The 15700-nt window shown below is 43.4% G+C and carries 12 protein-coding genes and 1 rRNA gene; 4 read left to right on the top strand and 9 right to left on the bottom strand.

The features are described 5' to 3' along the window. Positions 1 to 227: 227 nt before the first annotated feature. Positions 228 to 4286 carry a hybrid sensor histidine kinase/response regulator transcription factor gene (locus tag IEY67_RS09310; protein ID WP_183668124.1) on the top strand — a complete coding sequence of 1353 codons (4059 nt, stop codon included), beginning with the start codon at positions 228 to 230 and terminating at the stop codon, positions 4284 to 4286. 52 nt (positions 4287 to 4338) lie between these two features. Continuing rightward, positions 4339 to 7611 carry a S41 family peptidase gene (locus IEY67_RS09305; protein WP_183668122.1) on the top strand — a complete coding sequence of 1091 codons (3273 nt, stop codon included), beginning with the start codon at positions 4339 to 4341 and terminating at the stop codon, positions 7609 to 7611. 91 nt (positions 7612 to 7702) lie between these two features. On the opposite strand, the gene IEY67_RS09300 is transcribed toward IEY67_RS09305, so the two are convergent. The 7 genes from IEY67_RS09300 to IEY67_RS09270 all read right to left on the bottom strand — a co-directional run bounded on the left by IEY67_RS09300 (position 7703) and on the right by IEY67_RS09270 (position 11479). Then, positions 7703 to 8260, bottom strand: a complete 558-nt coding sequence (locus tag IEY67_RS09300; protein ID WP_183668120.1) for a flavodoxin family protein — start codon at positions 8258 to 8260, stop codon at positions 7703 to 7705. 87 nt (positions 8261 to 8347) lie between these two features. Then, positions 8348 to 9229, bottom strand: coding sequence for an AraC family transcriptional regulator (locus IEY67_RS09295; protein WP_183668118.1), 882 nt, complete (start codon positions 9227 to 9229; stop codon positions 8348 to 8350). A 69-nt stretch (positions 9230 to 9298) separates the two neighbouring features. Continuing rightward, the gene (locus IEY67_RS09290) at positions 9299 to 9895 is read right to left on the bottom strand and encodes a hypothetical protein (protein ID WP_122357218.1); all 597 of its coding nucleotides are present in this window, start codon (positions 9893 to 9895) and stop codon (positions 9299 to 9301) included. Positions 9896 to 9930: 35 nt separating this feature from the next. After that, positions 9931 to 10557, bottom strand: coding sequence for a LysO family transporter (locus IEY67_RS09285; protein WP_122357211.1), 627 nt, complete (start codon positions 10555 to 10557; stop codon positions 9931 to 9933). Then, positions 10554 to 10832: a LysO family transporter gene (locus IEY67_RS09280; RefSeq protein WP_122357212.1), complete on the bottom strand. Its 279-nt coding sequence runs from the start codon at positions 10830 to 10832 to the stop codon at positions 10554 to 10556. Before IEY67_RS09280 ends, IEY67_RS09285 begins: the two co-directional genes overlap by 4 nt. A 34-nt stretch (positions 10833 to 10866) precedes the next feature. Next, positions 10867 to 11205 carry a PG0215 family putative anti-sigma factor gene (locus tag IEY67_RS09275; protein ID WP_122357213.1) on the bottom strand — a complete coding sequence of 113 codons (339 nt, stop codon included), beginning with the start codon at positions 11203 to 11205 and terminating at the stop codon, positions 10867 to 10869. Between the two features lie 19 nt (positions 11206 to 11224). Further along, positions 11225 to 11479 (bottom strand): sigma factor, encoded by a 255-nt coding sequence (locus IEY67_RS09270; protein ID WP_122373907.1) that lies wholly within the window; start codon positions 11477 to 11479, stop codon positions 11225 to 11227. Positions 11480 to 11646: 167 nt separating this feature from the next. Here IEY67_RS09270 and IEY67_RS09265 point away from each other — a divergent pair, with 167 nt between their 5' ends. Both IEY67_RS09265 and IEY67_RS09260 read left to right on the top strand, forming a co-directional pair. Beyond that, positions 11647 to 13902, top strand: a complete 2256-nt coding sequence (locus IEY67_RS09265) for a GH92 family glycosyl hydrolase (protein ID WP_183668116.1) — start codon at positions 11647 to 11649, stop codon at positions 13900 to 13902. Between the two features lie 181 nt (positions 13903 to 14083). Then, a complete protein-coding gene (locus IEY67_RS09260; RefSeq protein WP_122357216.1) occupies positions 14084 to 14404 on the top strand; it encodes a YbjQ family protein in 321 nt (106 codons plus the stop codon). A gap of 48 nt (positions 14405 to 14452) precedes the next feature. Here the strand turns inward: IEY67_RS09260 and IEY67_RS09255 are convergent, their stop codons facing one another. Then, entirely contained in the window at positions 14453 to 15265 is an 813-nt protein-coding gene (locus IEY67_RS09255; RefSeq protein WP_122357219.1) for an alpha/beta hydrolase, read from the bottom strand. 157 nt (positions 15266 to 15422) lie between these two features. Continuing rightward, a 5S ribosomal RNA gene (gene rrf / locus IEY67_RS09250) occupies positions 15423 to 15533 on the bottom strand. Between the last annotated feature and the right edge of the window lie 167 nt (positions 15534 to 15700).

The raw sequence follows: 15700 nt of genomic DNA, 5'->3' as shown, positions 1-15700 counted from the left end.
CAGATAATCTAAATTTGAGAAATAGGAGAGCGTATAAAAGGAGATTTACTGTAGGAAAAACGGCTAGCTTATGACAATTGGAAGCTGGAAAGAGAGAAAGGAGTAAAAACAAAAATACCATTAATTTTTTCAAAGAAAATCATACCTCTACCATTAGCAAACAGAGCTTACCAAAGTAAGAGGTTCGTTTGTACTATTTATTATTAAGCAACCACAGTTTTAATGAAATGAATACATTACAAATTTTAGATAATCCCCGGATACGAACGCTAAAAAGAATACACTTGTTATTTTTTTGCGTGATCTTGCATGGTGTAACAAATGCACAAACCTTATATGACTATTATTTTGAGCAAATAACAACCACACATGGGCTATCACAAAACTACATCACCTGTATCCAACAGGATTCGCAGGGATTTATATGGATCGGCACCACCAACGGAGTAAATAAATACGACGGTTACCGAATGAGAGAATATTATAGTATTCCTAATGACATTCATTCATTAAAAGGAAATTATATCTCTACTATTTATAATGATTCATCGGAGCGATTATGGATCGGAACAAACAACGGAGTCTGTTACTACCAACCTCAAACAGATAATTTCGAACATGTCGATTTAGAACAATTATCAGGCTATTCTCCTGCTAATCGTCATGTCACGGCGCTGTTCGAAGATCAAAATCAGACACTCTGGATCGGTACGGCCGGAGGTATGCTATACGCTTATTTACCGAAAGAAAAACAACTGGAGTCGTATATTACCATCCGCCAGGATCCTATCCGCACGGTTACCTCTTACCGTGATTCTTTATTGATCGGTTGTTCAAAGCTCGGACTTATGCACTTAGATACAAAAAGCAAACAAATGTATCAGACATCACTCGACTCACTCCATACGCATGTCTCCATTATTTCTTTTTTGAATGCTTCCAACGGCGAACTATGGATCGGAAGTAAAGAAAAGGGACTATTAAAATACGGAGAGGCATCCCCGGTTATAACTATCAAAGACATACAGAGCCTCTGTGCTATCTCCGATACCCGTATCATGATTGCGACAGAAAACAGCGGTCTACTCGAATATAATACACAAACCGGAAATAGTACCACCATTGGCACTGTCAATAATAAAAACCTGAACTCCGACGCAGTTACTTGCCTTTATAAAGATCGTACCAACATTTTATGGGTCGGTACCACCAACGGAGGCATCAATAAATTCGACCCCAACCGTAATCTATTCAAATATATCCCTATCTTGTCAAAAGACCTTTCGCACAACAGTATCCAGTCTGTTTTGACTCTTAGTAAACAAGGCGAACAAAAGCTATTGGTAGGCATAGACAATAAAGGTCTTTATATATATGACAAAACAACCAATAAAATTGCTCCACACGAAGCAAATGAGAGGTTTACAGGATTAAAAGACACACCTATCAATAGTTCCCTATATGACTCCAGAGGTTTCACCTGGATCGGAACATACGATAAATCATTGAAAATACTTGGACCGGAACCGGAAAGAAGCCATATAGAGCGGCTTATCCGGCAAAAGCTGTCCTCTTCCACAACTATCAAATTTATCATCGAAGATAAAAAGCATCACATCTGGATTGCTACCTCACAAGGGAAAATATTCCGTTACAACCCCGGAAAACAAATACTCGAAGAGTTCTACCGGACATTCAACAATCAACTTAACCCCAACAATATCCTGTCCCTTTACGAAGATTGCGAAGGGAGGATTTGGGCAGGAAGCATCTGCGGACTATTCTGCTATGAGGAATTTAGCAATGAATTTCAGTTAATCTGTCAACCCGATCAAGAAAATCCGTATGCAGACAAAAACAAAATCGCCCCCATCCGGTTCATAAACGAAATATTATGGCTGGGGACGTATAACGGTATTATAAAATATACCCTCCAATCCGGAGAAATCCAACATTATACAACTAACGACGGACTGCCGGGCAACCTGATAAAAGGTTTATTGTATGATCAGGATAACAATCACCTATGGATCTCTACCGACAAAGGTTTAAGTTGTCTGAATTTAGATGATGAAAGATTTACCAATTTCGGTCCCGAGGACGGTATTCTGAACCGGGAATTTAATAATATGAGCTTTTTACATGACCAGGACGGTAAATTTTTCTTTGGCTGCGTCAATGGCATTTATCATTTCGACCCCAAACAAATTTCTGTCAATCCCAACCTGCCTAAAGTGATTATTACCGATTGTCAGTTCTATAATAACGATCAGGAAGAAAAGATAGAAAAAACACATTATCTACCGGTCACCGGAAAAAATGAGATTCGGATTTCTCCCGAAAATTCAGTATTCAGCCTCCATTACGTAGCATTGAACTATACTAACACGGAAAAAAATCAATATGCCTACCGGTTAAAAAATTATGATAGCCAATGGAGATTCGTTGGTCAACAACGAAATGTCATGTTCACCAACCTGGATCCGGGAACTTATCACTTTCAGGTTATCGCTTCCAACAACGACGGAATATGGGATGAATATGGCAGTACGCTGAAAATCGTTATCCTTCCTCCTTGGTGGAGAACCATTTGGGCCTATGCCATATACATTATTATTATCATCTATACCTTTTACCTGATTACCCGCTTTTACACCAACCGTATAAAAATGAGAAATTTATTGGCCAATGAGCAGTTCGAACGAAAGCAACTGGAAAAATTAAACTCACTAAAAATACAGTTCTTTTCAAATATCACCCATGAATTCCGAACGCCTTTAACACTAATACTCAGTCCTGTGAACAGTATACTGAACAAGAATGTCGGTAAGGCTATGCAACACGAATATCTGAAAATCATTCAAAATAATGGGTTGAAACTATTAGGATTAGTAAACGAACTTCTTGATTTCTCGAAATCCGAAGCCGGATTTTTCTCCTTTTCGCCAGTCTGTTCCGACCTCTCGGCCATTTTAAAAAACGAGATCCAGCCCTTCTACCCTTTAGCAAAAGAAAAACGGATCAACCTACAGTTCGATTATGACGAGGAGGCTCTAATATGTCAGGCAGATTCTGTCATAATTCAGAAAATCATCTCCAATTTATTGTCGAATGCGATTAAACATACACCTGAAAACGGACAAATAATCCTTTCCTTACGAAAAGACAAGGAAGAAACAAATTCAAAAATATACATCTGCATCAAAGATTCAGGAAAAGGAATACCGAAAGATCAGCAGGAGTTTATCTTCGAACGTTTCTACCAGATAAAACAAGATATTACGGCCGGTACCGGAATAGGATTAGCCCTTGTAAAAAAATTAGTGAGTCTGCATCAAGGCAATATCAAAGTAGAAAGTGAGATAGGAAAAGGGAGTCTTTTCATTGTCGAAATTCCTTATATCGAGTCCGTAGAATCAGACAAACAGCAAATTAAGACTTTAGTGGAAAAGGAATCATTATCGGTTCCTTCAAACGAAATAAACGAAAAAAAACAGGATGAAGAAGCTGCGGTTAAACATCATACTATTCTGATCGCGGAAGATAACAAAGAGCTTCGTATATATATCGCAAGCCTTTTGTCAAATGCCTACAACATATTAACTGCAGAAAACGGTAAGGAAGCATTGGAGATCGCTCAAAAGGAACAACCCGATGTTATTCTTTCCGATATATTAATGCAGGAGATGGACGGAAGAGAATTCTGTAAACATATAAAACAGAATGTCAATACCTGTCACATTCCTTTCATCATGTTGACAGCCCTGGCTTCCGACATGAATCAGGTGGAGGGATTGGATGCCGGTGCAGACGATTACCTCACTAAGCCGTTCAATCCCTCGATCCTGCAATCAAAAATTGTAAACATTCTGCAAAGCCGCATACTTATCTCCCGACGGAATAATACCTTGCAGGCCCTTCAGCCCGAAAAAGTTATTGTTGAAGATAAAGACAATCAATTCCTTCTTCACCTGATCGGAATAATAAAGGAGAACCTGAGCAATTCCGATTTGAAAATAGACGACCTGGGGAAAGAACTGGGTATGAGCCATACTCCTTTCTACAAAAAAATAAAGCAGCTGACCAATCAGACTCCCAACGATTTTCTAAAGAACATCCGATTGGAGCAGGCCAAAAAACTCCTGTCCGACAGTGATCTGACTGTCAGTGAAATTGCTTACCGGTGCGGATTCAATTCACCCAAATATTTTCGTGAATGTTTTAAAAGACATTTTGGAGAAAGTCCTAGTGAATACCAGGAACATCAGATAGAGAGATCTTCCTAATTTTTTTCATGTGTGAAAATAATCCTGTACTTTTGTAGAAATTCATAAACGCATGAAAAAATTACTAATCTTAACATCGGCCCTTTTGTTAACAGGGTCCGTTTTTGCCGACAACGATCCGTTATGGATGCGCTATCCGGCAATTTCTCCGGACGGAGGAACAATAGCTTTCACCTACAAAGGTGATATCTATACCGTACCGGCTACCGGTGGTAAAGCCACCCAGTTGACAACCCATCAGGCTCATGACACACGTCCGGTCTGGTCGCCCGACGGAAAACGGATCGCTTTCGCTTCCGACCGTAACGGAAATTTCGACGTCTTCATTATGAATAAAGAAGGAGGCGCACCGACTCAACTGACGACCCATTCGGCCAGCGAATATCCTCAAACATTCAGCGACAACGACCATGTTCTTTATACAGCCTCTATCCAACAGGACGTAAAAGACAGCCAGTTCCCTTCGTCACTGTTTTCACAGGTCTACCAGGTCAGCACGACCGGAGGACGACCGACGCTATACTCTTCACTGGCAATGGAAAATATAGCGTTCAGCAAAGACGGAAACCAGCTGTTGTATAATGACTTCAAAGGATATGAAGATCCCTGGCGTAAACATCACCAGTCTTCCATCACACGTGATATCTGGCTATGTTCATTGGATAACGGGCGGTCTTTCAAGAAGATCACCACTTTTCGCGGTGAAGACCGTAACCCGGTCTGGACAGCCGACGGAAAAGCTTTTTATTACCTGAGCGAAGAAAAAGGTAGTTTTAACATTTTCAAAAACGACCTGACCGGCAAAAATGGCAAACAGATAACCAATCATACGACACACCCCGTCCGCTTCCTGACTTCCGACAATAACGGAATGCTTTGCTACGGATATGACGGTGAAATATATACAGTCAAAGAAGGCGGCCAACCGTCAAAAGTTAAAGTAAGTATTATCTCTGACCAGACAGAGAACGATCTGGTCCACCGTCTGATGTCGAACGGAGCAACCAGCATTGCCGTATCTCCGAATGGGAAAGAGGTGGCTTTTATCGTAAGAGGTGATGTATATGTTACTTCCGTTGAATTTGAGACAACCCGCCAGATCACTGATACACCACAACAGGAGCGTAATATTGATTTCAGCCCTGACGGTCGTTCTCTGGTTTATTCTGCAGAACGAGGAGATACATGGGGTATCTACCAGAGCAGCCTGGTTCGTAAAGACGATAAGTATTTTACCTATGCCCAGGAAATAAAAGAGGAACCGCTGGTTGTAACGGAAAAAACATCTTTCCAACCGGCTTATTCACCTGACGGAAAAGAGGTTGCTTTCTTGGAAGATCGTACGACATTGCGTGTGATCAATCTGAAAAGTAAACAGGTACGTACAGTCTTGGACGGTAAATACAATTACTCCTACAGCGACGGAGATCAGACTTATCAATGGTCACCCGACAGCAAATGGTTCCTGGTACAATATATAGCTATCGGCGGATGGAATAACAAAGACATCGCACTGGTAAAAGCGGATGGCAGCGGAGATATTACCAATCTGACGGAAAGCGGTTATTCGGACAGTAATCCCAAATGGGTACTCGATGGGAAAGCAATGATCTGGTCGTCCGACCGGGCTGGTTACCGTAGCCATGGTAGCTGGGGTTCACAGGACGACACCTATATCATGTTCTTTGACGCCGAAGCTTACGATAAATTCCGTCTGAGCAAAGAAGAACTCGCCCTGATCGAAGATGAAGATAAAGACAAAGAGAAGGACAAGGACAAAAAGGATGATAAAAAGGATTCCAAAGAGAAAAAAGCGGATAAAAAGAAAGACGATAAAGATAAAAAAGACGACAAGGATAAACCTGTCGATCCGTTGAAGTTTGACCTGGAGAATCGAAAAGACCGTGTTATCCGACTGACAATCAATTCTTCCAACATGGGAGATGCCGTATTGACACCAAAAGGCGATAAACTTTATTACTGCGCCGCTTTTGAAAGCGGTTACGATCTGTGGGAACGCAACTTTAAAGAAAATACGACCAAACTATTGATAAAAGGTGTTGGGGGCGGAACAATGTTTACCGACAAAAAGGGTGAAAACCTCTTCCTTGTATCGGGCGGTCAATTGAAAAAGGTAGCAGTCAAGGACAGCAAGACTGAAAACATCCCGTTCAAAGCTGAATTTTCTTACCGTCCTCCACAGGAACGTGAATATATTTTCAGTCATGTATGGCGTCAGGTGGAAGACAAATTCTATGATCCGACTATCCATGGCATCGATTGGGAAGGCTATAAGAAAGCATATGCCCGCTATTTGCCGCACATCAACAACAATTACGATTTCCAGGAAATGTTATCGGAATTGTTAGGCGAATTAAACGGTTCACATACAGGTGCCCGTTACTATGGGAGCTCCTCTACTCCGGCAACGGCTTGCCTGGGGGCATTCTATGATAACAGCTACAACGGCGACGGTTTGAAGATTGCCGAGATCATCGCAAAAGGCCCGTTGACCCTGGCAGATACCAAGATCAAACCGGGTTGCATCATCGAAAAGATCAATGAGAAACCGATTAAGAATGGGGAAGATTATTATCCGTTGTTAAGCGGAAAAACCGGAAAAAAAGTGCTATTGTCCGTTTACAATCCGGCAACGAAAGAACGTTTTGAGGAACAGGTTAAGCCGATCTCTTACGGTGAACAGTCGAACCTGCTGTACAAACGTTGGGTAGAAAACTGCCGCAAGAGAGTAGACGAACTTTCTGGTGGAAAAATCGGCTATGTACATGTCAAAGGCATGAACAGCGAAAGTTTCCGCGAAGTCTACTCCGAATTACTGGGCCGTTGCCGCAACAAGGAAGCGGTGATCGTCGATACCCGCCACAACGGTGGCGGCTGGTTGCATGACGACCTGGCTACGTTATTGAGCGGTAAAGAATATCAGCGTTTCATGCCACGCGGACAGTATATCGGTAGCGATCCGTTCAACAAATGGCTGAAACCGTCGTGTGTACTGGTTTGCGAAGATAACTATTCGAACGCCCACGGCTTCCCCTGGGTATACAAGACATTGGGTATCGGTAAGCTGATCGGTACCCCCGTACCGGGAACTATGACAGCCGTTTGGTGGGAAGCTCAGATCGATCCATCTATTATATTCGGTATTCCGCAGGTTGGTGTCCAGGATATGCAAGGCAACTACCTGGAGAACCATGAACTGGAACCGGATATTGAAATCTACAACACCCCGGAATCACAGTTGAAAGGCGAAGACCATCAACTGGAAGAAGCGGTGAAAGTGATGTTACAGACGGTAAAAAAGTAAATACCTGGCAAATATAAAAAGCGGATTAAATCAGTAGCCTGTTTTATGGTTCTGATTTGATCCGCTCTTTTATATCAGTTAAATAATCGGATTACTGGATTGACAAACCTAGCTGCCGTGCCTCATCTAAAGCCGGATGTCCTTTAATATCTCCGATCTTCATAACACCTCCGGCATATACCTCACCGGCATTCTTCCATTCCAGATGTTTCAATAAAGCATGATAATAATGTTCTACCGGCTCAAAATTGTCTCTGGTATCTCCTTCAGCCGCCATCAACATGATACATTCTTTCTTCTGGTTTCTGTAATCTCCGTCTTTTTCGGCTACGGCAAACAGACGGTCGAAAGCGGCTTTCAACTGGGCGGTAATGCTCCAGTAATACATCGGTGATGCCAGTACTACGATATCAGCTTCCTCATAAACAGGATAGATCTGGTCCATGTCGTCTTTCTGGGTACAAGGGCTGTCCGGATTTTTACCTCCTCCCAGACATCCCAGGCAAGGATGGATATTCATCTTTTGCAGGTTAAAGGTTTTCACCGTATGCCCAGTTTGTTCCGCTCCCTGCACAAATGCGTCGATAAGTCCTGCCGTGTTTCCTTTCAGACGGGGACTGCCGTTCAGAATAATGATTTTCTTGTTCATAATCGCTACTTTTACTATTAGTTGCATACAAAGTTAACGATAGACAAGTCTTCGGAAGTTTCCATCCGGCTCAAAGAATATGACTGTTTAGTTCAATATACTTTTCTTATTCAGCAATTCGGAAGGGGGCATCCCGTAGTGATCTTTGAAGATACGGGAGAAATGCGTAGGATTCTCAAAGCCTAACGAATAGCAGACATCGGAAACAGACATCGCCGTATTTTGCAGCATCTCTTTCGCCCGGCTCAGACGATGTTCACGTATCCATTGGGCAGGCGGCATATTATAAGTACTTTGGAAGTCACGTTTGAAGCTCGACAAGCTGCGACCGGAAAGATAAGCCAGTTCGGGGAGGGTGATCGGTGAGGCATAATGTTGCTCCACCACCTGCCGGATATCTGTCCGCACAGGCTGACGCAGTTGTAATATCTGGCGGAATATATTCTTGCTGCATTCCGAGACGTCATACAGCATCTCCATGATCTTTAGTTTCAACAGTCCAGGATTGACGGAAGCCGGGGCATTGAAGTAAGGTTTCAGGGAATGGGCAAAGGCAACCAGACAGTCGCTCATAGGATTGACCGTGTTCCTGATCTCTTCCGTCATACGGGGAATATTGACATGCTGCATCGTAAGGAACTCTTTCAGCAACTCGTCTTTCAGGCAAAACATCTGGCTGTCGAATATGTCGGCATTATCGGGGTTTCCCTCTTTTTCATAACTGACTACCGTCGCCTTTCGCAACAAGATCATCTCATGCTTTCCGACAACATAGGTTTGTTTGCCGTAATGGAGGGTTACCGTACCATCGAGTACCATCATCAGCATATGTTCTTCAAGGAACATCGTACCGGAAGATCCCATGCTATGAATGCAGGACTCAATAACAGTTCCCCCTTCCAACCGGAGCGAACTTTGCGTACAATCACCCGAAACAAGGGCTGTCGGAACTTTTATATACTTTATCATGACGGAATAACCTTTTTAACGGATACTTTCCACAAAGGTAGTGATTTAATATCGGATAAAAAGACTGTTTTAATCGGGTATCGCCATGCGGGAAGATGAAAAGTCCAGCTTTTTATATTTATCTTTCATTCGATCGTCGGCTTGTTCCTTATCGTCGGTAAAATAAACGGGGGATTGCTCGAAATGCCAGGTGCCGGCATAGTTCAGCGTATTCGGGGCAACGGTAAATTTAAACAGGACCAGTTCGTCCGGGCGTTGTTCCTTGTTCTTTATCTTCCGTTCCGTCTCCAGGATAGAGTCTTCTCCTTTATAAATGGGTTCCATATAGGATTTACCGCCATACCATTTACTTTCCGTCCACCAATAATTCAGGATCGCATACGTTCCCGGTTCGATCAGGTAACAGAACGGATTTTCCTTGGAGGTCTTAAAGGTAGACTTTACCCTGAAGATAAATACTTCGTTCGTCTCAATATTGATTATCCGGATATCCTGGGGATAACCTCCGCTCTTAAACTTTTTCAGGCGTTGGATGAAATCACCGTAAAATGCGGCTTGTCCGGCCGGGATCGCATCGTTATCTCCCAATTTATCCAATCTTCGCCCCGGCTGTCCGGCTGCGCAGAACGAAATGAGCAGCAATATAGCAATCAGTAAGTTTCTCATACAGGTCATTATGCTATCTTTATTGACTATCTTATTCACATTGAACAGAAAAAAGAGACAAAGAACGGTACCGTAAAATCGACCAGAATACCGTGGAAGATAGAAACGAATACCAGATCTTTTCCTGAATAACGGGTAATAATCGGTAATGTTGTATCCATCGTCGTCGCTCCTCCGGCACAGATAGGAGCCAAACGGCCGAAATACCTGACAAATAAAGGAGCGCCCAGCAGAGCTATAATCTCACGGATTATATTGGCTATCAATGCGATCGTTCCCAACTCCGTAGCCATCTGGACACCCAAAGAGGCCTCCTTCAATTCCGTTATTAAGATAGATGACAATGAATAATAAGCAAATCCGCTACCCACCGCCAGACAGTCGAACACACTCCATTTGGTTATCACCAGACTGATCAGAGCCGAAGCTGTCAGTGTCCCGATAATAGTAGCCAAAGGGACCAGCAATAGTTTTGGTCGGATACTACACAAGATCTCTTTCAACTTCTTATCGCTACCGATACTCAGCCCTACCTGAAACATCAGCAGGTAAAGCACATACATAGTCATATTATTTTCAACGATTACATCCGGCAGATACCCGCTCCATCCCAGGATACAGCCGAATGCAAAGAAAGCGACAACGATCAGACTCCCCCTCATTCCCCCCTCCTTTCCTTAAAGAAGAAATGGTAAACGCCCCAGGCAGCCAGCACACTTCCGGCAGTTCCGGCCAAAGCGATCAGAAAAGCCTGTCCGCCCAATGTTGTCAGATTATTGACAATCGCATCATTCGCCCCTACCGAGATACCCAGCAGAAACAGCAAGAGTAGGATTGTATAAGAAATAGGCTTACCGATCTTTTGCAGCAGTTCCACCTTCCGCAAAAGATATCCGGCAGCGATGCCACCAAACATGATTCCAATTACCGTGAACATGATCTTTCAAATTTCCTGCAAAGGTAAGAATATATCAAACACAGCAATTCTTCTCTATCATAAAAGAAGATGTCAGCAACAGGACTAACAAAAGGATAATAATGACACTTACCAAGGTGGTAAATGAATAGAAAAGACGAAGATGCCGCCGTTTCTTCTCCCTGCTGATCCGCTGGAGAACTTTCAAGTCAAACTCCTTCCCTAACGGTGGCAGGATCTCAGCTTCGGGAGACATGAACCAGGCACGGTAAGGGCGTAACTCCGGCGGCAATGTTTCAGCCGAGAAAAAGTGACGCAATTCCCGTTCTTCTTCAATAGTGGTAGCACACTCCCAGTATTTGTCCAACAATAATGTAATACGGTTACAATCCATATTCGCTGTTTAAACAATATTATCTGACTACGAAACTTTCTGTTCGCTTCTTCTTTAAGTTGACTGTTTCCAACGCCATATTCCGTGTGACCATCAGGCAATAAGAGGGAAGGTCTTCTATTACGATCCATGCGGCCCGTTCATTCCAAACCTTCAACATAACGTCCTGAACGATCTGTTCCGAACGATCTGCATTACCGGTGATCCTGAAAGCAACCCGTAACAGGTTGTCTTTTAGCGGCAGTATCCTTGTTATGAATTCGTCTGTTCTCATCTCTGTTATATTAGACGAGTAACCCAGATAAAAGGTTGCAGTTTTCTGTCACTTTTTTTTACCAGATGATAGAAAAACACCGCTATATAGTTCTTTTTCATTATATTTGTAGCAGTTCTAACAAATAATTGATACGCATAATATCAAACTAAATCAATAAATAAAAAGTGAAAAAGACGATCTTATTCCTCCAGGCTGCTGTACTTTGCCTGCTGGCAGGATGCCAGTCAGCCCCCGGCAGCGGCTTATTAAGCGATGAAATCAAGTATGTCGATCCGTTCATCGGAACCGGATTCCACGGACATACCTTTCCCGGTGCCACCCGTCCGTTCGCCATGGTACAGGTTAGCCCCGACACTCATATCATGGGGTGGGATGCCAGTAGCGGTTATCATTATGACGACCGGGAAATCTACGGATTCAGTCATACACACCTTTCAGGTACCGGTATCGGCGACCTGGGGGACGTAGCATTACTGCCTTTCTCCGGTGCCGACTCAATCAAACCTGTCGGTCTTTTCAATAAGGACACCGAAAAAGCGACTCCGGGTTATTACGCCGTACGCCTGGATAACTTCGGCGTAAACGTGGAATTGACAAGTACTGATAAAGTCGGTTTCCACAAATACACCTACGACAATCCTAAAGATCGCCGCGTAATGCTCGACCTGGGGCATATCCTCCAACCGAACTGGGGACATAAACTGGTAGATAACAGCTACCTGTTCGTGAATGATTCGACAGTTGAAGGTACTGTCCGTACACAAGGGTGGGCACATTTCCACTCGGTTTCTTACCGGATCACCTTCTCTGAACCTATCGAAACAATATACCAATATATCGACGGTAAATTACGCCAGGATTCATTGTTCCTGCGTATCAATACTGCCGAAGATCTGAAATTCCATTATAAATTCCCGGAAAAGGCAGAACCTCTGTACGTAAAGGTGGCACTTTCCATGGTAGATACGGAAGGAGCAGAAAAGAATCTCGAAGCAGAGCTTCCAGGCTGGGATTTCGAAGCCACCCGCATCAAATCGGCTGAGATATGGAACGACGCGCTGAATGCAATCGAAATTCAGGCAGATCCTACTGTAATGGTGAATTTCTACACAGCTCTATACCATACGATGATCGCTCCGTTCGCTTATCAGGACGTAGATGGGCGCTATCTGGGTATGGATAAAAAAGTACATAAGGCAGAACCCGGTTATACGAACTATTCCGTATTCTCTTTGTGGGATACATTCCGTGCCTTGCATCCGTTGATGACGATCATCAATCCGGATCTGGCTGCCGACTGGGGTAAAGTATTGGTACAGGGATATAAAGAAGGCGGTATCCTGCCGAAATGGCCGTTAGCTTCCAGCTACACAGGTTGTATGGTAGGTTATCCTGCCGTATCCGTTCTGGCTGACCTGGTTTGTAAAGACCTGACTGACGGTGACCTGAAAACATGGGCGGAAGCCGGTGCACGTTCTTCTGTTTACCGTGAAGACCTGGCTGAAAAGTTCAAGGGGACACGCGAACTCGATCTGATCACCCGCCATCCTTATTATAAAGAAAAATATGGTTTCGTTCCGGCTGACTCCGTTCCCGAATCCGTATCCTGGGGATTGGAAATGGCTTATGAAGATTGGTGTATCTCACAAATCGCTGCTAAAGCAGGATTGGATTCGTTGGCACAGGCTTATGCTGCCAAAGGGGAATACTATAAACGTTATCTGGACCCGGAAACAAAGATGATGCGTCCCATTATGGGTGACGGAACTTTCCGCACTCCGTTCAATCCGCGTTACTCCGCACACATGAGAAGTGATTATACGGAAGGAAATGCTTTCCAGTGGAGTTTTTTCGCACCGCATGATATGGATAACTTCATTGCTACGATCGGTGGCAAGAAAGAATTGGAAACACGTCTGGATACTTTGTTTACAACATCTTCACAGGTCGATGGTGAACATGCATCAGGCGATATCACCGGTCTGATCGGCCAGTATGCTCACGGTAACGAGCCGAGCCATCATATGGCTTACTTATATAACTGGACGGATTCACCCTGGAAAGGACAAGAACGCCTGGACTATATTATGCGTGAATTCTATACGAATAAACCGGATGGCATCATCGGTAATGAAGATTGCGGACAGATGTCGGCATGGTATGTTATGAGTGCATTAGGCTTCTACCAGGTTGCTCCGGGTATTCCGGTTTACACATTGGGACGTCCGATGATAGATCGTGCTTTAATACGCGTGAAAGGGGGAGCTTTTGAGATCCGGGTGGAAAACAACAGTCCGGAGAACAAATATATAGAAAGAGTTTTACTGAACGGCAAAGTACTGGATACTCCGTTTATCTCGCATAAGGATATCGTTAAAGGTGGTAAACTTGTATTTGAAATGACGAACACACATCCGTAAAAATCCGATGCTTATCCGTTCACAAGCGGATAAGCATCCAATGACAAACGGATAGGCATCCGATAAACGACGGGCAGAGATTCCATACAAATGAACCTCTGCCCGTTTTTATTTGTTCCAAATCCAATCATCTATTCAATATAATGGATATATTTGTTGCAGACTATAAAATAAAAAAGCTATGTTATTAACAACGACAAACAACATCGAAGGGAAAAAGATCACCCAATATTATGGAATAGTTTCCGGCGAGACAATCATCGGGGCAAATGTATTCAAAGATTTTTTTGCTGGAATACGCGATATCGTAGGCGGTCGGGCCGGCTCATACGAAAGTGTGTTACGCGAAGCAAAAGATACGGCTTTGCAGGAAATGAGCGAGCATGCTGCCCGCCTAGGCGCCAATGCTGTCATTGCGGTGGACCTGGACTATGAAACTGTAGGAGGGAGCGGAAGTATGCTGATGGTCACAGCAGCCGGAACAGCAGTACGCTACGAATGATATAATCCGTTCCCGTGTCAATCACGGGAACAGGTTTTCTTCTCCCTTTCAACGCGTTTCCAAAATCTTTTTCACATGATTCTTCAGTATATGAAAAGCCGGAGCCGCCATCGAGCCGTGATCATAGCCATCCAGTTCATACAAATAAGTTTCTTTATGTCCTGCCACCTTCATCATACGCCAGAAGTATGCATTTTCCTCATAGCGTCCCAGCATCTCCATTTCACGGTCTCCGGACACAATTATTAAAGGAGGAGCATCCGGACGGACATAATAAAGAGGGGCATATTCATCAATACTGGGCTGTGTCTCTTTCATCCCTAAAGATTCCCGGTACGCAAAATGACTGATAGCATGCCCGCTAAAAGGTATTAACGCAGCAATAGAATCGGCATCTATCGAATATACCTGGAGCCATTTTTTATCCAATCCGATCATATTTGTCAGATAGCCGCCTGCAGAATGTCCTGAGACAAAAATACGTTGTCGGCTACCTCCATATTTCTCGATTGTCTTAAAAGTCCATGCAACCGCAGCGGCCGCATCATCGATACAATCTTTAATAGAACATTTGGGTAATAAACGATAATTGACGGCAACAACTGCCAGTCCGCAATTTTTCAACTCATCCGGAATAAATTTACTTCCACCGGACAGTCCCCCGCCATGAAACCAAACGACTGTTCCGAAATCCTCCAGGTTTTCCGGATAATAAATATCCACTTTGCAACGTTCCAGGCCATAAGGATCGCCTGTCGTACGATATGGAACATCTTTTTCTACGATATAACTTATATCTTTCTGAGCAGAAAGAACAGAGGATACGAGAAGGAATACAAATAAAATATAAGACTTGATCATAAAGCATTGATTTTTGGACAAAGATAAAGGATTTGTATAAAACAAAAAAGGAGTCGGTTCCATTATGCCAATAAAGAAAAGTGAAACCATAATAAATGCAAAAAGGAGTCCACTCTTTCGAATGAACTCCTTTCTACCTTTCAGCTCTCGCTTACTAAAACGGCGGCTATCTACTCTCCCACTTTTACGCAGTACCATCGACGTGGTTGGGCTTAACTTCTCTGTTCGGAATGGGAAGAGGTGGATCCCCAACGCTATAACCACCTTAATACCTTTTAAGATGTTTGACTTTGGACAACGTTACTCTAACGTAACTCATTTTCTTTGAGCTTATGACAGGCATTTATACCTACCACCTGCTGATATATCAACCCTTTCCCCGGAAAAAGAAAGTCTCGGGCTATTAGTACTACTCGGCTTCGACATTACTGCCCT

It is taken from the genome of Parabacteroides faecis (assembly GCF_014647375.1).
GTDB classification, from domain to species: domain Bacteria; phylum Bacteroidota; class Bacteroidia; order Bacteroidales; family Tannerellaceae; genus Parabacteroides; species Parabacteroides faecis.
This window is presented reverse-complemented; position numbering and strand designations above follow the sequence as displayed.

Bases quoted from the DNA above. Each gene is read 5' to 3' on its own strand.
- IEY67_RS09310 (WP_183668124.1), top strand. From the start codon at position 228: ATGAATACATTACAAATTTTAGATAATCCCCGGATACGAACGCTAAAA.
- IEY67_RS09305 (WP_183668122.1), top strand. From the start codon at position 4,339: ATGAAAAAATTACTAATCTTAACATCGGCCCTTTTGTTAACAGGGTCC.
- IEY67_RS09300 (WP_183668120.1), bottom strand. From the start codon at position 8,260: ATGAACAAGAAAATCATTATTCTGAACGGCAGTCCCCGTCTGAAAGGA.
- IEY67_RS09295 (WP_183668118.1), bottom strand. From the start codon at position 9,229: ATGATAAAGTATATAAAAGTTCCGACAGCCCTTGTTTCGGGTGATTGT.
- IEY67_RS09290 (WP_122357218.1), bottom strand. From the start codon at position 9,895: ATGAGAAACTTACTGATTGCTATATTGCTGCTCATTTCGTTCTGCGCA.
- IEY67_RS09285 (WP_122357211.1), bottom strand. From the start codon at position 10,557: ATGAGGGGGAGTCTGATCGTTGTCGCTTTCTTTGCATTCGGCTGTATC.
- IEY67_RS09280 (WP_122357212.1), bottom strand. From the start codon at position 10,832: ATGTTCACGGTAATTGGAATCATGTTTGGTGGCATCGCTGCCGGATAT.
- IEY67_RS09275 (WP_122357213.1), bottom strand. From the start codon at position 11,205: ATGGATTGTAACCGTATTACATTATTGTTGGACAAATACTGGGAGTGT.
- IEY67_RS09270 (WP_122373907.1), bottom strand. From the start codon at position 11,479: ATGAGAACAGACGAATTCATAACAAGGATACTGCCGCTAAAAGACAAC.
- IEY67_RS09260 (WP_122357216.1), top strand. From the start codon at position 14,084: ATGTTATTAACAACGACAAACAACATCGAAGGGAAAAAGATCACCCAA.
- IEY67_RS09255 (WP_122357219.1), bottom strand. From the start codon at position 15,265: ATGATCAAGTCTTATATTTTATTTGTATTCCTTCTCGTATCCTCTGTT.